This is a genomic window from Shewanella sp. Iso12, from assembly GCF_012030025.1.
Classification (GTDB): Bacteria; Pseudomonadota; Gammaproteobacteria; order Enterobacterales; family Shewanellaceae; genus Shewanella; species Shewanella algae.
Genome location: NZ_JAAUHW010000018.1, coordinates 24536 through 47235 on the forward strand (window position 1 = coordinate 24536; position 22700 = coordinate 47235).

The window sequence follows — 22700 nt, forward strand, 5'->3', positions numbered from 1 at the left end:
TTCCAAAAAACAATTATTGAGGCCCCTATAACCAACCTCAAAACCAAAAAATATTGTCCATAACTTTTAATCTCAGCATAGACATGCTCTACGGAGCTAAGAATATTTTCACTTTTTATCATCCATGCGGAGAAGACTATCATTACAGTAAAACTAAATACCATCAGCGCAATCCACGTAGCCACTCCATAGAGTAAAGGGAAAGCAACCTTTATTTTCCTAAACATTACTTCCTCCCAGATATATCACGTAATGCATCACTGATATCTGTTGGGGCAACTGAAGGAGAGGGGGCCATACTTCTCTGATTTAATCTTTCTAGCACCTTAACTGCCACAGAATCTTTAGTAGATGTTCTCAATTCAGCATCTTGTCTGAGCAGTTCCATTTCAGCCCCAATTTCGTCAATTCTAGAATCTAAAATTTTTGATGCCTCTGCATTCTGAGCAATATATGCTTCTCTCTTCCCAGATAGCAGCAATCGTCTTGCCGCGATTAGCCGTTCAACAGTACCCGTAATAGCTACTTCCTCTGCTAATCTCTCAATGAGTACTGACCGATAAACGCCTTCTCCCCTCAATCCCTCGATAACCTGCAACGTCATTTCATAACCTGGCGCGGAAACCTCATCGAGGTCACTCTTTGAAATATCAATTTTTGGATTATCAACAAGTTTGCTTATCGACTTTTCAATACGGCGCTGCTCTTCTTCTATTTTGGGATAAACTCCTTTCCCTGGAACTGTTTTTAAGCGTTCCCCACAATCTTCACACGTTCTTATTGTTGTGGTTCCAACAACAGAGGAGATCCACTCTTCAGCTTCTTTGGGTGATTCCCAATATTTGGCATACCATGGAGTCTTATCAGCATTAGCATTCAGTTGAGATTTGTCATTTACATTTCGACTTGCCAGCTGATTGTATCCCGCTCTTACAGCATCTTTTTCAACCTCAATAGGGGCCTGATTTTCACCGCCCTTTTTATCGCCACCCATCCAAGTTACACCATCTTTACCTGCATCTTTCTTTATATTTTCGTCAACTTGGACAATATCATCATTGCTTGATGCTGCTGAGGCCCACGCCTCAAACTGGGACGTATCAACCCAGCTGGACAATTGGGTTACTGTTCCATAACCGTCTTTAATCACCTTTGACGAAACAGCTTCGCAGGAACTAACCGATGTATTGAATAATTCGCTAGCCTCCAATTTACCTTGTTGAATCATTTCATATAGTTGCGGATCAGTCCTAGCTAACTCAGTCATAGGCCAATTAGAAACGGCCCCCGTAGCTGAAGCTACGAGTTCTTTACCTATATTCTCTAAATCAGATGTAATCCCATTCATTATATTTGTGATGGAAAGCGACATATCAAAATTCCCGCATTGAGGCATTTTCCATCGAATGCCCGTTCCTACTGGTATGTTGAAATTCCTGCGTTGCTTAACTTTAGCTTTGCCCCCAATTTCATATACTAGCCATGGTTGGATTTCACCTCTTTGAGTATCAGCGATAACCCCGAAGGAAAAAACTGACAACACCAATATATTTAATCCTTTCTTAATTATCACCATTACTTATTTGTCCCAGAGTCAACAGAGTATAAAAATATTTGCCCTTTTTTCTCGCAGCATTCATAAGGGCGCCACAACTCAAATCCCGCCAATAAATCAGGAGAGCGGCGATGTTGATATCCATCAAAAACGCCTTTATCAGATCTAGTTGAAGATTCACCAAAAATATGACACTCGCTTTCCATTTTTGGATAAAGCATTCTCCATTTTCCATGTAGTGATGTGTGTTCTTTTATTTGCTTCGGCGGCCACCATCCGGGTTTTCCATTTTTCTCCCCTAAAAATTGATATACATGAAGAGCTGATTTGTCTGTAACTATATCCGCAGCTCGTTGTGCAAAAACCGCTGAAGCTTTATATGAATCATTTTGGACTAGCGCACCAATTCTTGGATAAACATTGCCGAACTTACCTTTGAATAAAAAGGTTTCATTCTCACCATCTTCTCTCTCACCAACCTCTCGCATCCCTGGGACGAAAGAAGCAGGATTCAGAAGATCACCATATGGAAATTTCCATGAAAAATAATCTAGCATTGACACATAATAGGGCATGTAAGGAGTTGCGCCAGATTTACAACCATACTCCATGCTACCAATCATTTCAGATACTGGAATAAGGCTTGGACTTCCAATAACATCTACGTGTCGAGTAATAACTTTGGCACTTTGGCTTTTCCCGCTTTCTGACTTCTCTCGCCCGTTCGCCGGGGTTGTAGCCGTTTGCTTTAGAGATAGAGACTCTGAAAGAAATGACATTTCAGGCCATGGTACATCACCTGGATTGCTGTATACCTGGACAACTGCATCGGGAGTGTAGTGTCTCACTTTCAAAGAGGTTTCTACTGAACACGAAGGAGGGAATGGCCTACACTTCAACCAAAAACAAACACCGATAGGTTTCCAATCAACACATTGAAGAGACAAAGAACTCTCCATTATTGACAGACTATCTAGCTTCTCAGTCGCTCCTGCATTTTGACAAATTGTGATCAGCAAAGGCCATATCAATAGAACGAACTTATTCATTAACTTCTTTCCATTTCTTGTATGACTGTATGGCAGCGGCTACATCAGTAGTTCCATAGACTACGTACCGCTCATTGATCACCACGGCAGGAATTTCTGGCAACTGAAGTGCCACAGCTCTTCCAACACTTTGATAAGAATCCGCAATTTCTTTAAAGATCTGCCGCCCATTTGCACTATTCATAAACCTGGACATATGGGCTGATGCCTGCTCTAGGTTGTTGGGAATATTGGAATTAACTTCTTGCAATAACCCCGAAGCTTTATCCATCTGGTAGTAGATAATCTCTCCAGGGAACTCGGAGGGAAGGGGGAGGGGTAACGAATTGTTAGACTCTCCATGGTAGAACACCTCTACCTTGAAAGGGGCGGCATTACCAACGCCACTAACTGGTACGCAAATAAAAAAAGCACAAAAAAGTATCAGAGCCCTAAATCTTAAACCTTCCATACAAATCTCACCCCCTTATTCAGGACTAAGATTATGAAAGATTATGGTTTGCTTAGCTCTCTAAAATCCCCCTCGATGACTTCGTATTTAAATCTTTGGCATGCCAAATAATCAAGAGTAATACTGGTTATAGAGCTCACCGCGATTCTGCTTGTCTCGCGCTTCTTCCAGGGTCAATGATTCACCATCAACATAAACTGATTGGCCCACTGTTAAGCCTCTCAGTTGGCGATCTTTCTCTTCTTCTTCATCACTAGCATCAGTTAAAACTTCATCAAGAACTGCCACACTTAGATTTAATAACTTTTTAAACATTTTCTTCACTCCCAGGACTTGAAGAAAAGTCCGATAATGCTTCACTAATTTCCACGTAATGCTGCCTAATCCAAGACTTACTGATTGGCCCCCACGAAACCAACTTATACCCCCCACTTCTGGGAGAACCCACAAATTCCACCAAAATCCCAAGATCTGAGATCCCTGCAATATTTGTTTTTACTGTACTTTTAGACCATCCTAGCTTTTCAGCTAACGCAACAGTATTCAACGGCCCGATTTCATCAATCACATATGCCAGTATCAAACGTCTAACGTATGCACTTTGGAACAGGTTGTTTATCTTCATCTATTGTTGACGACTCAATGGCTAACACACTTAGCGCTAATCATAGCGTGAAATAGTGATTTTGTGCCAAAAAAAGGCACTTCTCCAATCCCGACCTGAACGAACAAACTTTATAGCCAGTGCTATTTTACTTAATAACTCAGAAGCTATTGGCACTTGCTCACTTGTTATATGAACCTCTCCTAACACCTTTCTCAACAGGACTGTATCTCTTGGTTCTCCACTTTTGTTTAGCAGAGGGGATTGCATCACCACGCGATCGGCAAACTTCAATTCTAAGAGCCTCGGCACTACTTTTCTCAGATCTCTGTAAGACGACTTACCAAACATCAATACGTCCTGCAAGTGAATCTCAGCCCCTTCTTTCGACAGAGTGAAAAGCAAACTCTTGGCATCATCAAAATAGTACGCTGGCGGTAAAAAAAAGCTTTGGAGTATTGCAGCTACTAGGACAAGTAACGTTATAGCTGTAGCGTCATACCCCACGAACCATAATGTCGGAACAAACCAAATTGTTATGTAGCAAAGCCATGTAAATAGCTGCCTAACCCGACACAACCATAGCTTTTTTGGAGTTGTAACCCTGAATTTAAAATCCAGTTTCAAAACATAACTAACAAGCATAGATACAACAATGGAGGTGGCAGCCAAAGCTGCCAACTCCAATAAAAAATCACGCATGCTTTTCCCTTCGGAACCAAGCGAGCATTGCACAACAAGCTAATGAAAACCAGCCAAATGAACCACCTGACGATTCCCCGTCCGGCTCAGGCTGTGGAGGAATAGGTTTGGTTTTACCCTTGTTAAGCGTAACACTAAGACCGTCACTCTTGAGTTGTCCCTCAAAACCATTACTAGAAACAACATAAGTGCAAGTTTCAAACGGCTCCACCTGTTCCCCCAAGCAGGTTCCCCCAACAATTGTTGCATCACCAGAAGTGGACGCATTATCAACCACCGTATCGGAGTGAAGGCTTTGGACAGTAATTTCTACCTCACCGGCGCCATTAGTTTCAGCTCGGGTTGGATAGTTCCAGGCGTTCACAGCATTGAGAATAAATTGTGAATTCCCTTCCAGTCTAATCCCTCCTTCAATCCCCCTCAAAACACCAACAATTTTTCCATTTGAATAGTACGCAGCGCCACTATCACCAGGAATGGCATACCCCTTTCCAATATCATTAGTAACTAAACGATAGGGGGCACTTTCAACACTAGCACCAACCTCTAAAGAAACGGCATTCAGCACAGGAAAACTGCCACCAAACCCATTGAATTCAACAACCGCCCCTTCACTTATGTTGCCAATTGATAACGGATTAAATGAATAGACATCTACCGGAGCAGCCAGCTCCCAAACAGCTATATCGCGCTTCAAATCTGGATGATAATCAGGATGGTTAACAACATTTTTGATTGACACTTTCCCATTCCTAAAAGTATCAACCCCCAGGGAAGCTTTGTCCTCACAATGAGCAGCAGTTAGAACCCATCGACCACCAATAACTGTCCCCGTACATTCCATATAAACGGTGCCATCGCTATCTTCCCAAGATACTGCATTACCGTCTTGAGCAGCAAAGGCATTTAGAGAAATCAAAGGGAGTATCGCTATCGAGCATATTTTTTTCTTCATGGGATAAATTCCTATTTATCATCCTACAACCTATCTACCTCCAACAGTAAACCCCTAGAGCTTCACTGTCAATACTTATTTTCCATCTAAATATGCAGCTCTAATCCAGCGATCTTTTTCTTCCCACCGCTTGACAGCACTATATAAAGATTGCTTGCTAATCCCCGTAGCCGCCTTGACAGCCTGATTAGTTACTCCATCGACCAGCACCATCCTGGCAGCGACCGTACTATTTGCGTTGCTATCACCGCGACATAACTTTACCAGCAGGTCGAATTGATCTGACTTACTCCCCTCTGGGCCATAAGCCTCTCGAATCAAACGCCCTTTTTCTTCCCACCGCCCGACCGCATCATATAGGTTTTCCTTGCTAACTCCTGTCACAGCTTTGACGGCTTGATTAGTCGCTCCATCGACAAGCACCATCCTAGCTGCAATTGTACTAGGAGCATTAAAATCCCCTCTGCTCAGCTTCAATAGCACAATAAACTGCTCGTCAGTTAGTTTAGGTGTTGGCATAGATCTTTATCCAATAAATGAAAGGGTTGAATGAGTGTACTATCTACACATCTGATTGCCATAAGCGCATTGCGGCAATCGATCTGTAGAATACGGCCCCCAAGTTCCATTTGACGCGCATGTCCGACTTTCAACCCCTGGCTCACACGTTTTATAACCCGACTGGCAATACAGAGAAGATGTTTGTCGTTGACCTGGCGTACAGTCGCTATACATCTTTACTGAAATATCTGCTTTGGCAATAGACAGAATAAAAGGCTTTGACTCTCTAGCTCCAGCCGCATTGAATGCCCCATTTTCATACACAACCCACCAAGACTTGTCATACCCATAGTGACTTGGCCCCCCCCCTCGCTTTTTAGTGTGATTAGAGCCATCCACGTAAATCCAAACCGTAGCAACAGTTTCAGAGGCATTATATGGATCACCAACGTCAATTAGGTAAGCACCGTTCCCCCATGAGTTTTTCAGACTCTGCGACTTCCCCGTCCAAACAACAGTCAACTTACCACTCCCCCCGGATCCGTCGCTATATGTTGGTTGATGGAAAGCATCATCCCAGGCCGCTTGGCTATCGGTGTTTGATAACCCCTTATACTGTGAAAACGTCTTGTTGTGACTGTTTACAGCATCAGAGTACGTCACTTTAGCTTCAGCGACAGTAAGTAAAAACGGTACAACAGCAATCCCCAAAATTACTTTTTTCATGACAAGTTCCCTCAGTTTTTAAAAAGTTCTACTTACAAACAAGCTCAACCTTTATTTCACCGTCATGGAGTAATGTCGGCTTCCCTTTTACATTTGCCCAATAATCCAGTCCAGCTATCCAATAAGCAGAATACGCAGTTACGTAAGCTCTTGATGAACTTACACCAGAAAACAAATTTGGTTCTGTACGGTTATAAATCCCTTTAATTGAAGCTATTGCATCAGGAGAAAAGCCAGATGGGCATTTATGTTTGTTTATACGTTCCCCATGGTGCACTACCATCACAGGCAACCCCGCAGCAAGACTGCGTTGACTACCATCAGAATTCCTTATGGTTATGTCTCGGGTGTTTGTTATCGCATAGCTCCCACCAACATCCCAATCCCCAAGCAAAGTTGTATCCCCGGAACGAGCCAATAGCGCCTCATGTTGCAATTCTTGGCCTATGCGGTCAACTAACACAATAACCTGTGAAGAGACTGAATTAAACGATGTTCCAGGGATGCCACCTAAAGCGGCCAAGTAACTTTGTCGCTCCCCAAGCCTAAAGGTACTGCTTATTTTAGGAATTGGAATAATCAACTTTAACTGGTAATGAGACATACCAGGGGAAACAGCCTTCTGAAAAGAGATTATTCCTCCCCAAGGGGTTTGACTGGCTTTACGACATTTTCCAGCATTATTATCAGCAGTAGAACAAGCGTTGACATATTTGCCTTCAAGATCAGCCCAGGAATTTGGAAACCATGAAGCCCCCCCATCATTCAATCCTGCTCCAGCCGAAACTCGATCACTTTGATAAGCAATGACCTGCTGACGAATATACTTTACGTGTGATGCAAATCGTTCGGCATCATCCTGCAATGATTTTAATTTTTGTAACTTCCCATATTCGACAAGCGCAATGGAAAGAAAGGTTAACACAATCAAAATTCCAATGACTGAAGAATATCCCTTTTGCCTCTTCCCATTCATTTGTAACATTTTGAGCCCTTATCAAAACTATCCCAGGAAACATCCCTATAAGGCACTTCGCGCCAAAACTCGACCGTCAACCCCCTTATTACCGAGGGGTTTAAACCGAGTGACAAATATCTCTTTGATGGAAATGCTACAGAAACAACATTATTGGTAGGAATGCCATTTACACTAACCAGTTGGGCTCTTATAACCCAAGGTCTATTTAAAACCAACTTCGAGTCCAACCCTTGATCAGCAATCAACTTCGCAAGTGGGACATTTCCAGAGGCTGTCATACAACCAGAACTCAGCCGCTCGAATCCATAGTGGTTTTCTAAAGCAACAAAGGTGGCCGCCACAGCTTGATTTATTTGATAACGCTCAAATGATGAACTGAGTATAGGGTAGAACGTACTCGCTAAAATCAAAGCAATTCCAGATGAGATAGTCAGCGCCAAAACGGCGCCAACCACAGTGAATCCAGAAGTTCGCCTGATATTGATGGTCATTTTACATTGTCATCGTTATCAGCGTGGAAGAGACTTTCAGCGTTGCACATCCGGCAGCCTGGCTACAGTTTTGATAAGTTAAACCAGCCATTGCATCAGCAACCCTGTTCACACGGGTACTATCATTTGGCATGCTAAATCCAACATCTGCACGGGCCTTATTAGCATTTGGCTGAACAGTCCAGTCACCACCAAACTGATTAGTTCCTTTGCCATCATTTGAGGAACCACAGATGCTCTTTTGCGTTATGTACTCATCCGTACATAGTTTAGAGATAGTCAAACCGGTGAAGTCTGGGCGACCTGACAGCTTATAATCTCTCAACGCTGTTTGGATTATCTGGGCGTCAGCCTTGGCACCATTAATCTTCATACTGAGGTAGGCAGAAGGGGCCATTAATACAACAAAAGCCAAGACCATGGCAGCAATTGAATACCCTAACAAGTTATCGACAATAGCCGCCCCACGCTGGCGGTTGGAGAAAAAAGCTTTAAGCTCATTATTGTTAACACTGGTGGATTGATTTTTCATATTTCCCTCAAATCTAAACATTGACATTATTAATAAAATCGATAATTCCGAACAAAATCCCAGCCGCGATTAAAGCACCAACAAAAATAGCAACTGTTTTTATAATTGTCGCACCAAAGAATTTAATTACCCCAACCTCATCCATCAGCTCCTGATGATGAATATCTGCGGACGTAATAAGCGTTTCGATAATTCCCCCGCTATTTCCCAATATCTTAGCGGCGTTAATCTCAGCCTCATTAATCAGCTTGGTATCCAATACATCACCAATGTTAACAACACCTCCATCCAACTTTTTCAGCATTTGCTCAACATGCCATGACAAATATGGGGATGCCTTTTCACTAACAATTTCCAATGATTCATTAAGGCTCATTCCTGTTTTCATCAAATTACCAACAGTTCGGAGTAATACATTGCATTGGATCAGTCGATACTGTCGGTATAGGAGTGGACACCTATCAACCTTCAAACGAAAATCCCCAACGAACAAAGGCAAAGAGATCACCAAAGCTGTTGCAATTGCAATCAAGATAATGAGCCCCAACACCCCCCATGATCCGATCAATTCACCAAACATATATGCAAAATATGTCAGCCCTTGCCAGCCTTTTGGATCTGACAGCTCAGCGATAACGTCAAAGAAGAACTGACTTGCCAACCCAGCAACTCCTATAACAACGAGAAATCCTAAAAATGGTTTTCCAATGTGGATAATCAGCGCAACTGAAGATTCAGACTTAGTGTTTAAAGCATGAATTGCATTATCAACCCCCCCTAAGAGATCTCCAGCTGCCTCTCCCGCCGCCAACGCTGTGTAGGCCATTTTATCTATCCAAGGCAAGAATGCTTCTGAAAACCCCCCCTTCTCAAGTACGGGTTTTAGCTCTACACCGATTTGCTGTTGCCTTTTATCCCCAAACTTGATCAACTGCTCAGCTATGTTGCTGCTGCTGAGATTTTGTGAAAACATCCTCCTGACAAGTTTCATTAACTTTATTTGTTGTTTGATAGAAAATGTTTTTCTATCAAAATCACTTACAAATTCCGAGACAAATTCATTAAGGAGTTCCCAGTAATTTTTTATAGAATCAGAAAGCATAACAAACCTTATCAATTCATGTTGTCAAGCATGTTTTTATAAACGGTCTTTGTGTCTGTTTTCAATAGTCCGGTAACACGAGAAATAGCAGTCCTAATATCTATCTCACCTTTCTTTATTTTGTAAATAGCATGATCTCTCAACTCAAGAAAACCTTTATCATTGAGAGCTTTCTTCCAACCTAAGAAATCGCTTCGCAATATGTAGTCTCTATCCTCATCGTCCAAAACCAACATTTCAACGACTGAAGTTCTACCTTTTTCACCTTTACAACAGCAATCACATCCATCTGGGTTAAAATAGCGGACAGTATTTGTATCACCACAAATACTCTTGCTAATTTCAACAACTACCTCAAACTTTTCTAATTCTTCATTTGATTTACTTGAGTAGTATTCCCTAGCTTTATCTTCTGTTAATTTGCATTTGTTGCACAAGGTACGTACTAAAGCAGTATTAATCCAAAGCCTATGTAACTCGGGAGCGGAAACAACTGCTGCGGGGACATTCCACTGTTTTATGAATGTAGTAGCAATACCTATTGTGGTAGAAGTATGTAAAGTACTAAATAGTAACTGCCCTGTTTCGCCTTTCCGGTGAACTTCCATAGCCGTTTCGTAATCCCGGATCTCACCATGCATTTCTACATCGAGATCATGTCGAAGTAACGCTTTGGAATAGTGAGGAAAACCTCCAGTTACAACATCCTTTTCCTTCACATCTGTTCTAACGTGTGTTTGAACAATACCCTTCAGATCATACTCAACGGGATCCTCCAGTGTATGTATAGCTCTGGAGTCATCAAATTCAGAGAGCATCGCAGCTAGAGCCGAGGTCTTACCGGAGTTAGTTTTCCCTGTCAGCATGATGATACCGCTAGGGCCCTGAAGAATGTCCCTAACAATAGCAACATGGGCTGAAGTCCACCCTAATTGATCTAGTGTCAGCAGTTGAGCGGACTGGTTTAACCACCGCAATACACACCTTCCCCCCGAATTTTTCCCAGGGATATAAGCGGCTCGCCACTCAGTTTTTCTATCTACACCATTCTCTACCAGTTGCGTTTCAAAAGACCCATTCAATACTTTCTTTGGTTCAAAAGTTTCTTGACATTTAGTATTGAATATATTGCCGATAAGTTGCATACCATATTCCCGGTCTCGGACTTCGGAAACAACAACTCTTCGACCATCAATCCTGTGTAATATCTTAGTCAGGTTCTTATATACTTCTATATGTATATCGGATGAACGTTCATCCACTGCCTTCTGAAGTTGCTCACTTACCCTGACACTAACTCTAGAACTCTTATCAGAGTCATCTGTATATTGAGCGGCCTTTCCATTATGAGAAGTTGACCTTAAATCTTCAATTTCGCTTTCATTACACAATTTTACTTTAGGGACTCGGCCCCAATAATCACCCTCCATATTTTGCACATGAGAAACAATTTTATCTATTCGGAGGGTTTCGTAACTTGTAGTATAAATAACAGGCCCCTCCCCTGTCATAACCGCTATACAAAACTTATCTTCAAGATAGTATTCATTCAATTCATCATCAGTAATCAGGTACGTACTCATATCAAATACCTATCCATTTTTTTATCACTTTGCCGCTCAAATCCTTAAAAGAAACAGAGCTGGAGTCGATCCCTGTTACTGTTATATCGCCGACAACATCACCCATTTTTACTGGAATGATTTGGCCGTCAATTTTGATATGAGCAGTATATTTCCGGCCCTCACTAACCACTGATACAATTGCTACCCTATCAGCAACTGCTTCTTTCAATGACTTAAAACCTACATCGTCATAGCTATCATTAGCATCTGGAAGACCGGGGTATTCAACTTCTGGATTATGAATTACAGTCAGCTGTTTGTTTCCATTCGACTCTAATTCCTTTACCTTTGCCTCTTCTTCAAGAGCTAACTTTTTAATAGATGCCAATGAATACCTCTTTGAAGCTTCCTTATACTGGCGTTCATAAGCTGCATCAAATATATCATCAGATGTTGTCGAAGGAATTATTTCAACTTCTTCTTCTGTTTTAAAATTATCGACTACAGCATCAGATGTTTTTAATGTTTCAGCTACGTTATCTAAACTTGACGCACTATCTGCATTTCTATAATAGATATACATAGCTAAAATTAGTATCCAGCATAGAATTGTAAGAGATAAAACTCTTACACTAGGTTTTTTACGTGTTGATTTACTTTCAGTCATTAGACACCTTCCACATACATTACCATCTGAACATCTGCCTTACTTTCACCTGGCCCAACACTTAAACTTGAAAATGAAATGCTATCAATGAAAACTGGCTTATCTTTCAACGTCTTTGCCAGCACAATTATCTTTCCTATATCGAGAGTTTGCTGAGAAGATATACGCCACTTTTTGTACCCAACAATTGATTGTTCTTGTGTTAATGATATTGTTGAAGCACCCATTCTTCCTATGTCATCAGCGAGAATATATGGATAGTCATCTAACCTGTACCTTTTAACATTTTCCACCTGTGAAATATCTAATGAAAGAGTACCGTCTTCAAATTGAGCTCCTTTCGGTAATCTACTAGCCCATCCCCTAATAGACGAATATCGCCCCACTCCATTTCTCATGAGTAGTTCAACGGAAATCCTCCCCCCAGAGATAGAAATAGTACCCGGTATCCAATCATAGGGTAGGCTAGAAAGTAGAATTAACGTATCAGCCAATTTCAGGAATGTTTTATCTGCTGGCAACCCTTGCATGTAACTTCTCGCCCAAGTTTCGTTAGGGTCTTCCACATTTTGAGGTTCCAAGTCTTTAGAGGGCCAAAAATAATACGTAAGAAAGGCAAAAACCACCAGAGGAAATAAAAACAACAACTTACTTCTTGACTTTGTTTTTTGCGTATAAAACTCACTACTTATTACACCACCAAGTGAAATGTGAGTAGGAATTTCAATAACTTTAGCCCGACTTCCGACAAGCTCAGAAACCTCTCTAGAGTGACCACTGAAGCATACAACAATGCCCGTTTTTTTTAGTTCATAACCATATTTTTCTACAAAGCTGTCAGCCTTACAATTTACCTCACTGAGACACTCATTATCAGATGAAATTAAAACCGCATAGATGTTTTCATCATAAAGAGTGAGGAATATAAAGCTTTCCCCATCTGGATAACCTTCAACCTCTTGAGCTAAATTATTTTTTTCCAGTGTGTATTTTACATACTCACAATATATAGGCGTTGCTTTTTCGCTGAAATAACGAACAACATTATCACCTTCTTCTACTATCAGCTCAAAAGGTGCCGGAATTTGCCGCCTATGCTTTTTCAGCTGCCCAACTTTCAGGCGAGCAGCGTTTGCAAGAGTCAGCATTAGTCAGCTCTCCGAACTGTAAGCAATACAAGAGTTTCAACAACATCCCGGCGAACCCCTTTTCCACCGATAGCTGATGAGCCAAAATTTGCTGTTTTCTCTGTTGTTGTAGATGATTGTTGAACGGAGCCTAGCAATATCGTTTGCCCATAGCGCAGCTTATTTGAGAAGGAAAGATCTGATTCACGTGTGTCCATATACGTTACTTTAACGTTATTGACAACCTCCTGGCGCTCATCTGCTATTTTGGTCAACTTTCCGGAAACTCTAAGGGCCACCTCAGTATCCATCACCAGAGGCGTGATCATCATGTCAACCCCCTCATATTCCACCCCCCTGGTGATAGAGGAACTAACCACATTTTCATTTGCTTCTGTTTTCACTTCTGCCGTGTGTGGTTTCTTTAGAACTTGGGAGATCCTGTTTGGCTGATTGTTTAAAATAGCCATTGTTATTGGCGTGGTTGTCGATACAGAACCTTGTTTTTCTAACGCTTTTATCAATGCGCTTGTACCATCCCATTTACCAGAGCCTTCAAATACAACCCCTTGGTCGATAGAGTCCACTATTGTGTTAGTTCCTGGAAGATAGAACTTCATAGCCCCCTGCCCAACATCCTTAACCAAAGTCCAATCTATACCCTGTTCATGCCCCAAATTGCTCCGAAACTCCAATACTCGTAACGAAAAAATCGCTTGCTTAGATAGTTGAGCCTGAACACTATCAATGAGTGCCCTCACCTGTTTCATTCGTGTTGGTGTAGTACGGACAGTGATTGCTGACAAGCTGCTAACGACATTTGCCGAACCTTCCAGTTCTTCCCCACTATTCTCGCCATCAGTATCTTTCTTAAGAATTCCATGAATGGCGCGAAGAACATCATCGAAAGTGTTGACAGATTCATAGTTCACACTGACAAATTGGCCTTCGACCCGAGTAGAACTTCCTCCTTGACCGCCAACTTGTGATGCCTGTCCCTGGGAGCCTTGTTGAGCATTAAGTACACCGCTCGGCAATTTAATAACAAATGTCTCACTCTCATACTTCCAAACTTCCACTGAATCTGAAGTAATTTTTATTGAGTAACCTGTACTATTCTCAATAGCCTCAAGAAGTTTCTTTTTTGAACCCTTACGAAATAGAGAAACAGCAAGATTTTTATCAACCTCACCATCTATCCAAACACGTACATTGTCACTTCCAATGATGTCCCTAATTAAGATTTGCAATGGCATTTTACTTGCTCTGACACTGATCTCTTTTTCTGCCCATAAAATACGTTCCTCATTTTCAATCGGAATAATACTTATAGGGGGCCTATCAGTATAAGTTACCTTCTCATACTCAGGGGCGGATGAAAGCCTTTCTATTTTCTCATGTACTGTTTTTGTTTCTGTCATTGCAGAATCATAATCCTGAGAAATACACCCAGAGAGGAATATTGATAATATTAAAACCCCAACCATTCTCATCTTTTCTTATCCTCTAAAATGTAAACTTCATCAGTACCAAGAACAATTTCAGACCTAACAGGATAGTGCTCAAGAATTTGATCAATTCCCGATATTAAGTTATCACTCGGTACAACTATCGAATAAGGAGATCCAAACTGGTAGTTATTCGTGGTCTGCCAACTTGGCAGTCGGTAGTTATCCCCTAGCCATACCAGCCCCAAGTCAGTTACCGCATTCATAACAGCTTCTTTCAGAGTGTTTCCATGGATCCGAATGATAGATACGGGACGATAACGATAGGGATGATACGCAACAACCCCATTCCCACTAACGGTCAAAGTAAGCTCAGAAAGCCCATCTGTAGACTTTGATATAGATTCAACAGCTTCTTCAAAGGTTCCTCTAACCATTTGTGTTTCTTCATTGACCTGTCTTAACGAATCTCTGAAGTTGCTCTCCTTTGCCCAGGCAATTTCCTTGTAACCAGCTTGCCTTGCCCAGGCCGCCAAAATGGATTGAAACTCCAAGTCTCGCTGCGCTACAAATAATAGTTCTTTGCTTGTATCTATATCAGGCACAATATCATCCGCTCTCCCCTGGTTAACTGTCAGAGAATCCGGAGATAACAGACTTATTGATGTTGTTGAGTTATTACCTACAACTACGGCCCTGTCAGCTATCGCAGACAAAACATCATCTACATCAGGGACAGCGTTATTGTCAATCTGGTCAATATCGCCACCAGTTATTGTTTTAACACCCTCAACTTTACCAAGGAGGAATACACTGTTATCAGCTAGTCCTGTATTAACCAAACAGGCAAACAGTGCCATTGTTAATAACACCCTCATTAAAATTCCTCTCTATTATTTATAAGGAAAACGGTTCTACTCTTGGTATCCGTTTTGTAACTAAATCCAGACAAGTATTTTGATAAATAGGCATCCATGAAAAGAGATATTTCCTGGGTAGTTGCACAGCTCTCATTAGTGACAACATTAATACCTGAAATGAATATTTTTTCGCTCTCACTGAGGGGATTAGAATTTGCACTTAAATCAACATTCCAACAGAGTTCACTAACAAACCCAGAAAGCTGCGAATACTGATCCACACCCGAACTACTGATAGTCCTGCTTGTCGCTCTAGCAATGAACAATCGCTTATCGGACGCCCTATATATATCACCTGCACCATCGACTTTAGAAAAGTCGGCGTTATATGCAAATGATTTTATTTTTTCGTCCCAGGAATCAGTAACGTATACCAAAATGTTATTACTCATTTCGGTTCTTTCAGAAGGTTTTACCAGCAATTTGTAATCAGCATCAACTGTAGGCCCTATTGCTTCAATAAATGAATGTAGCCGTGTTGCCGCCAAAGAGAAATCATCCTCGTCATTACCTGCTGCAACCAAAAGCACAATCGGGCGCTCAACTGGAGTTCTTAGCGCATTGACCAGTTTTTGTCTCAACACAACTCTATTGTTAATAGAAGTATTTGAGGCTTTGAATTGAACAATCATAAGGGGCTTAGGAGATTTGCGCTCAGGTTGTCCAATGGAACACCCGGCGCATAAGAGCGAACCTAACCCAGCAATAGCTAAAACTAATAACGATGTTCTCATTACCGTACCGACATTTTCATACTTGCCAATAGTTTAATGAATCCACGACTATTACTATCTGAAAAACCCCCAGTACTAACACCTGCTTTTACAAAAAAAAAGCGGCCACTTGGCCGCAAAAGGTTGGAGAAAAAAAGATTTAGCATGCCAAACTTCAGGAAGTAAGTGGAACGATAGGGTTAGGTACCTGAATCCCTCGAACAATATCCAACTGCTGAGCAATAACCTCCGCAGACGTTGCTTCATCCATAGAGTACTTCTCCATGATAGATTTGCGTTCTTTCTTCGCTTCCGTATCACCTAAAGCCAGCATAATACTTGGAGGAACGGCCCTAAACAGCTGTGTTAACTTACTGCTTAGTACAACCCCCTCGGTATACGCATTAGGCTGTTTCTTAGCAGCCAAGATCAAATGTCTTTGATCGTCTGTCAACTTTTTGAATCGAGCCACTTCATCTACTTCAGAAGGTTCCATAGCCAACAATATCCAAAATTCAAACAACGACAACATGACGGCAGCTTCATCTGGAAAATCACCCATATTCTGTGTAGCCATCCATAGCCATGCATTTAACTTACGCCACATTTTAACAATCTTAACTACACCAGGAGAAAGTAATGGATTTTTGGTAATAACATGTGCTTCATCAGTCAAAAATATAATAGGTCGGCCAGTGTATTGATCCCTTTCAGCAATATCGTTCACATAGTTCAATATTGACATAAAGGACACAGCCAATTCAGCCCCGGCGTTATCTTTCACAAATTCCTTAAGATCAATATGCGTAATATCGGCCTCCCCCCAGAGCTTACCCGGTCTATTAAAGATTCGACCAGGTAATCCCTCGGTAAAACGGCGCATAGCAGCAGCATACTCATAGAACCTTGTTCTTATCTCTCCAGGAACCTTTTCTTGCTGACTTACGTCATATATCTGATCAGACACATCTTCCGTTAAAACATCCGATCCCCCCCTCTCTCTAACAGCTTTTGCAGCCGCAAGAATACACTCCCTCAAAAGCTGTTGATCACCAAGGCTCACGTTATTGGAACGTTCCTTGTCACCGCCAGAAACCATGATTCTAGCTATGATTTCCATCTCCCCTAGATAATCTTTCACATACTCTTCATCTTCATCTTCGACTTCAGAAATACTTCCTTTTTCTTCAAACTCATCCAAAACCTCTTGAACAGGGTCATTGAAAAACTCAGAAGCCATTGCCTGGTTAGCTTCTTCAATTTCTAGAGCTTTAATCGCATTTGCAAATGGTGGAATGACAGTATTTGTTCCGGCTCCCATAACAACTCTATTAGTTGTAAACCCTGACTTCTTTAAAAAAGAACGCATCAGGCCAAAAGAATTACCCGCTTCAACGATAAATATTCTAGGCCTATGCACAGCACACATTTGCATTATTATTGAAACAAGCGATGCAGATTTACCCGCACCAGTAGGCCCAAACATCAGCATATGTGCATTTTTAGTTCTATCAAGCTTATTTAACGGGTCAAATGACATACTTTCCCCGCCCCGATTGAAAAGCGAGATCCCTGGGTGGCCTGTTCCAGTTCCCCTCCCGATAAATGGAATTATATTAGCAATGTGTTGACTTCTCATGAACCTGGAACGTCTACGAGATTTATCCCTGGATGGTTCATAACACATCGGTAGGGTTCTAATGTAGGAGTCAATCGAGATCAAATCATCACCATAGTTTATGGCGTTCATTCCAGCTTGCTGTAGCAGTTGAAAAACCTTATCTTCCTTTCTTTTCAATTCTTTCAGGTTATCGCCTCGAATAAAAACTGATACTTCAGTTGGATAAAGTACTTCTCCCCTAGCAATCAGTCCTTTTACCTCTGCCACTTCCTCTTTAACCCTTTCCGTTTTAGCGTCAGTGCCTTTCGCCCCGGATTCAACTTTTTCTAATTTATCTTCTACTGCATCCATTGGAGCGATGGTAACTTTAACTGAAAGCACACTACCTTCCGGCATAGAGTCGAACAGAGCAGCGGTTTTGTCATCTGAAATTCTTTTTGGGGCAGTAATAGCTCCAATACCTGGCATACGATTCAGATTTTGTACTGTGACAATCTTGTGGGGAACTCCATCAAATTCAATTGTTCCGTGCTCATCATCAGTGCTAGGAGCATTGAACATAAGTGTTTCTGAAAAGTCCTGACCATAAACACCTTCTTCTACACCAAAATCAGGTTTCATATTTTCTATCAAGGTATCAATATCTGATACCTTGGGTTTTGGATTAAACCAGCGGAACATCCATTCCCAAAAGAGATCACCATTGACTCTTTTTAACTTAAGTCCTCCTGTTGCACATGCCGTTTCAACCTTCAAACACATATCGTGCAATTCTTGTTCAGGATTAACACCACGCAAGTTTTTCGAAGTTCCATACCTTCGGTAAAAAATCATTCGATATGTTTTTGTCGCTCCACGCCAAGGGATCTGTGTCACCTCAGAATCAACAAAAAAACCTCCATCCTTACATACCGAACGGTAATGGTTATCGTAGGTATCTTGAATATACTGGTTATACTTTACGTTTTCTAAACCATTACATTTCTGAGCTGAATATTCCTTAAACTCTTCACTTGCTGTTTTCAATGAAAGTGTATCTGAATGGAAAAACTCAACAACCCATGGATTGCTATCATGTGCAGGGAAAACAGTTTGTAAGAATATTTGAAAATTATTCCTAATTTTAGCAAGCTCACTCAGACGAACTCCTTCACCATTCACAGGAGAAATGTCATAAACAGCGGCAACACTAACATCATCATCAAGCAGAAAACATTTATTTTCAGCAAGATAATCTTTATATGGCAGCTTATCCGTAAATGACCTTCTGATACGATATAGCTTATCCATATCTGCATCAGTGATCATTTCATTAGGCTCTCTTTCGTGAAGCCTAAATGTATCGACTATTGTCTCAAGATAAAGCTTTGATTTATTTACAAAGTTTGATAACCCAGAAACACTATTTGAATCAGCGGTCATTAATAACGTCCTTTTCTAAGTTATAATGGATTTTCTCAAACATTGGGAAGTTAATATAATATCCAGGAACAACAACCCCCATCCGAGTACTTCTATGTGGATAGATGAACATCCTCAGCTCAGGGTTATCAACTCTTCTATATGCTTTATCACTCCAAGGGATGTTATTAACATCACTTTCAAATTCCCTATAAATATAACCAGTGGAATTAACCAAATCACTCATAGACTCACTTGTACCAAGAGTGTGAGACTTATAGTTTTCAACCATATCAGGCCCAGAATGAGACATTTGATATGGATCTTGATTAACCGAACATCCAAAAATTGAAAAACAAAAACTAATCCAAATTACTGTATAAACTTTTTTTACTCTCATAGTTTATCTTCCTATTTTGCGGGATATAGTCAATGTTGATGTTTTCATTAATCAAAAGAGAAACTTTTGTATTCTGTGGAACATATATGGCTTTATAATACGAGTCATATTCTTTAGCTATTATCTCAGCTGTTTTTTCAAAAGCCCCACTACCAATACTTCCAAGAGCCAATTTACCAGCATCACCAGTAATATCTAAGGCAGAAGTATTTCCAGATGAAACAAGCGTCTGTTGGGTTTTACTAATAGTTTCTCCGTAAGAAGCCATGCCAGCCGCTAAAGACTGAGCCGCTATGTACCTTTCAACATCGTTAACCATCACCCCTCTGATGCATGGGTTTCCCCACTTGTCAGCCAATACAGCTAATGGTTTGTCAAAAGTCCCCTTTTGCTGGTAAAGACGGCCGTCCTCAAATGCAAATGTAATTGACGTAACCATGCCTCTAACACAAGAAAAGGCTTGATCTCCTATCGCGACACCAGAAGCTTGGGCATTAACAATCGCCGGCAACTTATGTCCATTTGCCATCAAAGTTTCAGCACCGAGCACAACCTGGAACGGATAAGCATCGTGAGTTTTTCCTTTTCTCTCTATTCTTCCAATCAGCGGTGTCAATGCTGTGTTTCCATGGACACTGCTGTCGGCATGCAGCGTTGCATAACGGATCGGCTCCAGTTCCTTCTTTACAGCCTTAGATGTGGATTCGACTTTTGAAGATACTCTACCCGTAGCGACTTTCATGTTGTTGCCCAACCCCTTTCCGAGATCAGACGTAGCATTCCAAAAATCGGAAATTACACCACTGGAATTAGCGGTTGCAGAGGCTTCGTTGTCATCCAAGCCAAGAGGATACTCCCAGATATATGTATCCGTAGAGTAACTTTGATTACCATCAGTTGGCGTTACTCTATGATTCGAGGTATATGAATTACCAGTTCCAGTAGGATTTATCTCAAATGCATCAGCGAATGGGATCTCATTATTTACATCCCCCACTTGATTTGGATTAACTTCAGATCCAAGCAACAACTCATCCTTCAATTGTTTTTTAATTTCTGAGAGTTTCTTTTCAAAATTAAAACTACTATCACCACTCAGATTTAATTTATCATCAATCAGCTTCTCCACATCTTTTCTTTCAATTTTTGATGACCCCCCAACCCCTTCCATTGCTTCAAGACGATTAGAAAGGGCTGTTTGCTTAGTTTCCAATGCCGTAACATACCCATTTAATGCTGCAATTGTTTCACTATCTGTCTGCAATGGAGTCGAATTAATTTCACCTCCATTTATAGGTGCAGGATTCTTAGTTTCTGACTTATTAGACACTAATATTATAAGTGGAGTAACAATTACAGCCACAGTAATCACTTTTATAAGAGGGTTCCCTTTTAAACGCATTGAAGCCCTCCTTTTATTGCCACATCGAACGGAACTTCAGTCACAACATAAGCTACTGTAAAATTCTTATTAGGATTACTGTACGGATAGACCTTATTGAACTGGGCAGTAACTGAATAAAAATCACCTCTCAGTCTACAGGGTTCAAAATAAACTTCAGTGGAGGAAACATTAGTCAACTTGATCGCAGTTACAAAAAGTCCTCCGGCACTCCACCCGGCTAACAATTCACCTTTTAAAGACCCACCTCTGTAAATATGTGGTAGTTCCCTTGATTTCAGGGCAACTCTCTTTACACCTGGAAGATTTTCTATATAGACTTCACTTTTTGAATACAGACTTTGGGATGCATACTGAACTAAATCAACAGGATTTATTTCTCTGTCTCGACCGTTAAATTCGGCAGTATTAGGTAGTTCAGGTCTAGAGTCATCATCGAGGCCATCATGAGCTTCAGAATCTGGAATGTGAACTACTAGATCTTGATCCACCCTACCAGAATCACCAGTAACAGAAGTCTCAACAATATAAAACCTTCCGCTACTAATTCCCTGAAACACTAACTTTTCGTTAGAAAATTCTTTCATTGGCTTAATATAGAAGTTTCTATCTATCATAGACTTAGAAAAAAATTCTTTATACTTTGGTTTATATGCAAATCTTACTATCTCAGGGAATACAACTTTCCTTTCAATACCAACCCCGAGAAGCAGACTTATTTCTTCTCCCTGACGCCATTTTACATGTTCTGTTGCGAATGAAGATTTAGAAAAAACAACAAACATCGTAAGAAGTAATAAAAGAGGCAGCGACTTTATAGTATTCATTACTTATCCAACCTTCTCTCAGTTCCTTCTTTTCCTGCTATCTGTAATCTCCATGGATTCTTTTCCCTATCCACATCACCTTTAACTATAATATATGGATATCGAATTACTGCGTCCCTAACCTTTCTCCCACCAATATAATCTTTAACATTTACATCAATGAAGACAACCCATGTGTTGGCACCGCGATTTATAACTTTACTTTCAGAGTAGTGCCCTTGCTCTGAAATTGTTCTTTCTTTCCCCCTATCTCTTGAATACGTATTTTTCAAAAGTTCGGTTCTATATTCGGTTGTATAATAGTAGCCATAATCTCTGATATTACTAGGTATATCAGTTGCGCAATCTGACTTACATGAAAAGGTTTTTTGATGGATCATGAAGGCCAATGCATATAGGTTTTCTTTCCTTTGCTCATTTACCTTAATTGTCGCACCATTTGACAAATCAGGAGGCACCTGACATTCAAACTCACTAGGCATAACCGACAAACGATAGTGAGCGTGGCCTAAAAGCACCAAAGAACCTAACAAAACAATTGTCAAAAAACGGATCACCTTGTCCTGAAGATCCCGAGCTCTCTTAGGTTTATTTTGAAACATTATCGCCCCTTACCACTTCTGCCTAATCCCCATCGTCCAGAGAAAGAGATAAACTCACTACTCAATCTCTTTTTATAATAATGCTCAACGTACCCAGGAGGCTTTCCTCTCCGCATTTTTCGTAATTTTCCTGCAAGAAAAAAAACTATAATAATTGGGAACAAGACAACAAATACTAAGACTAACTCTATCATTCCTATGATCAAGGCAACCAATATGCCAATCGGAAGAGACAACAACATAGACAATAGAAAAATATACTTTAATTCATTGTCAGTCATACCCTTAAAAACATAAGGCTCATCATTAATAAAGTCAGCGGTGAAACTGTCAGTAAAATCACCTTCTTCCTCAACCATT

Annotated in this window: 25 protein-coding genes; all 25 read right to left on the reverse strand. The window is 40.8% G+C overall.

Annotation, left to right across the window (positions count from 1 at the left end):
• Window positions 1-226 precede the first annotated feature (226 nt).
• Window positions 227-1576: an integrating conjugative element protein gene (locus HCX89_RS21095; RefSeq protein WP_167717327.1), complete on the reverse strand. Its 1350-nt coding sequence runs from the start codon at window positions 1574-1576 to the stop codon at window positions 227-229.
• Entirely contained in the window at window positions 1576-2604 is a 1029-nt protein-coding gene (locus HCX89_RS21100) for a TIGR03756 family integrating conjugative element protein (protein WP_167717328.1), read from the reverse strand. The genes HCX89_RS21095 and HCX89_RS21100 overlap by 1 nt, the downstream gene beginning before the upstream one ends.
• Window positions 2597-3055, reverse strand: a complete 459-nt coding sequence (locus HCX89_RS21105) for a TIGR03757 family integrating conjugative element protein (RefSeq protein WP_167717330.1) — start codon at window positions 3053-3055, stop codon at window positions 2597-2599. The genes HCX89_RS21100 and HCX89_RS21105 overlap by 8 nt, the downstream gene beginning before the upstream one ends.
• Before the next feature lie 111 nt (window positions 3056-3166).
• Window positions 3167-3370: a hypothetical protein gene (locus HCX89_RS21110; RefSeq protein ID WP_167717332.1), complete on the reverse strand. Its 204-nt coding sequence runs from the start codon at window positions 3368-3370 to the stop codon at window positions 3167-3169.
• A complete protein-coding gene (locus HCX89_RS23130) occupies window positions 3363-3680 on the reverse strand; it encodes a helix-turn-helix domain-containing protein (protein WP_167717335.1) in 318 nt (105 codons plus the stop codon). The genes HCX89_RS21110 and HCX89_RS23130 overlap by 8 nt, the downstream gene beginning before the upstream one ends.
• Before the next feature lie 36 nt (window positions 3681-3716).
• Complete coding sequence (locus tag HCX89_RS21120; RefSeq protein WP_167717336.1) at window positions 3717-4361, reverse strand: hypothetical protein; 645 nt, start codon at window positions 4359-4361, stop codon at window positions 3717-3719.
• Entirely contained in the window at window positions 4354-5316 is a 963-nt protein-coding gene (locus tag HCX89_RS21125) for a trypsin-like serine protease (protein ID WP_167717338.1), read from the reverse strand. Before HCX89_RS21125 ends, HCX89_RS21120 begins: the two co-directional genes overlap by 8 nt.
• A 75-nt stretch (window positions 5317-5391) precedes the next feature.
• Window positions 5392-5835: a hypothetical protein gene (locus HCX89_RS21130; protein ID WP_167717340.1), complete on the reverse strand. Its 444-nt coding sequence runs from the start codon at window positions 5833-5835 to the stop codon at window positions 5392-5394.
• Window positions 5836-5874: 39 nt separating this feature from the next.
• Window positions 5875-6543 carry a hypothetical protein gene (locus HCX89_RS21135; protein ID WP_167717342.1) on the reverse strand — a complete coding sequence of 223 codons (669 nt, stop codon included), beginning with the start codon at window positions 6541-6543 and terminating at the stop codon, window positions 5875-5877.
• 28 nt (window positions 6544-6571) lie between these two features.
• Window positions 6572-7528, reverse strand: a complete 957-nt coding sequence (locus HCX89_RS21140) for a hypothetical protein (RefSeq protein ID WP_167717344.1) — start codon at window positions 7526-7528, stop codon at window positions 6572-6574.
• Window positions 7516-8013, reverse strand: coding sequence for a hypothetical protein (locus HCX89_RS21145; protein WP_167717345.1), 498 nt, complete (start codon window positions 8011-8013; stop codon window positions 7516-7518). Before HCX89_RS21145 ends, HCX89_RS21140 begins: the two co-directional genes overlap by 13 nt.
• 1 nt (window position 8014) lies before the next feature.
• Window positions 8015-8545, reverse strand: coding sequence for a hypothetical protein (locus HCX89_RS21150; protein WP_167717347.1), 531 nt, complete (start codon window positions 8543-8545; stop codon window positions 8015-8017).
• Window positions 8546-8558: 13 nt separating this feature from the next.
• Complete coding sequence (locus HCX89_RS21155) at window positions 8559-9647, reverse strand: type II secretion system F family protein (RefSeq protein WP_167717349.1); 1089 nt, start codon at window positions 9645-9647, stop codon at window positions 8559-8561.
• Between the two features lie 11 nt (window positions 9648-9658).
• Entirely contained in the window at window positions 9659-11230 is a 1572-nt protein-coding gene (locus HCX89_RS21160) for a GspE/PulE family protein (RefSeq protein WP_167717351.1), read from the reverse strand.
• Between the two features lies 1 nt (window position 11231).
• On the reverse strand, window positions 11232-11879 hold the full coding sequence (locus HCX89_RS21165) for a hypothetical protein (RefSeq protein WP_167717353.1): 648 nt from the start codon (window positions 11877-11879) through the stop codon (window positions 11232-11234).
• Window positions 11879-13027: a hypothetical protein gene (locus HCX89_RS21170; RefSeq protein WP_167717355.1), complete on the reverse strand. Its 1149-nt coding sequence runs from the start codon at window positions 13025-13027 to the stop codon at window positions 11879-11881. Before HCX89_RS21170 ends, HCX89_RS21165 begins: the two co-directional genes overlap by 1 nt.
• The gene (locus tag HCX89_RS21175; protein WP_167717357.1) at window positions 13027-14427 is read right to left on the reverse strand and encodes a hypothetical protein; all 1401 of its coding nucleotides are present in this window, start codon (window positions 14425-14427) and stop codon (window positions 13027-13029) included. Before HCX89_RS21175 ends, HCX89_RS21170 begins: the two co-directional genes overlap by 1 nt.
• 68 nt (window positions 14428-14495) lie before the next feature.
• Window positions 14496-15314, reverse strand: a complete 819-nt coding sequence (locus tag HCX89_RS21180) for a hypothetical protein (RefSeq protein WP_167717359.1) — start codon at window positions 15312-15314, stop codon at window positions 14496-14498.
• 17 nt (window positions 15315-15331) lie between these two features.
• The gene (locus HCX89_RS21185; protein WP_167717361.1) at window positions 15332-16108 is read right to left on the reverse strand and encodes a hypothetical protein; all 777 of its coding nucleotides are present in this window, start codon (window positions 16106-16108) and stop codon (window positions 15332-15334) included.
• A gap of 154 nt (window positions 16109-16262) precedes the next feature.
• Entirely contained in the window at window positions 16263-19130 is a 2868-nt protein-coding gene (locus tag HCX89_RS21190; protein ID WP_167717363.1) for a conjugative transfer ATPase, read from the reverse strand.
• Entirely contained in the window at window positions 19120-19509 is a 390-nt protein-coding gene (locus tag HCX89_RS21195) for a hypothetical protein (RefSeq protein WP_167717365.1), read from the reverse strand. The genes HCX89_RS21190 and HCX89_RS21195 overlap by 11 nt, the downstream gene beginning before the upstream one ends.
• Window positions 19472-20911, reverse strand: a complete 1440-nt coding sequence (locus HCX89_RS21200) for a hypothetical protein (RefSeq protein WP_167717366.1) — start codon at window positions 20909-20911, stop codon at window positions 19472-19474. The genes HCX89_RS21195 and HCX89_RS21200 overlap by 38 nt, the downstream gene beginning before the upstream one ends.
• A complete protein-coding gene (locus HCX89_RS21205) occupies window positions 20902-21738 on the reverse strand; it encodes a DUF3438 family protein (RefSeq protein WP_167717368.1) in 837 nt (278 codons plus the stop codon). The genes HCX89_RS21200 and HCX89_RS21205 overlap by 10 nt, the downstream gene beginning before the upstream one ends.
• Window positions 21738-22340 (reverse strand): DUF2895 family protein, encoded by a 603-nt coding sequence (locus HCX89_RS21210; RefSeq protein ID WP_167717370.1) that lies wholly within the window; start codon window positions 22338-22340, stop codon window positions 21738-21740. The genes HCX89_RS21205 and HCX89_RS21210 overlap by 1 nt, the downstream gene beginning before the upstream one ends.
• Window positions 22340-22699, reverse strand: a complete 360-nt coding sequence (locus HCX89_RS21215; RefSeq protein ID WP_167717372.1) for a TIGR03750 family conjugal transfer protein — start codon at window positions 22697-22699, stop codon at window positions 22340-22342. The genes HCX89_RS21210 and HCX89_RS21215 overlap by 1 nt, the downstream gene beginning before the upstream one ends.
• Between the last annotated feature and the right edge of the window lies 1 nt (window position 22700).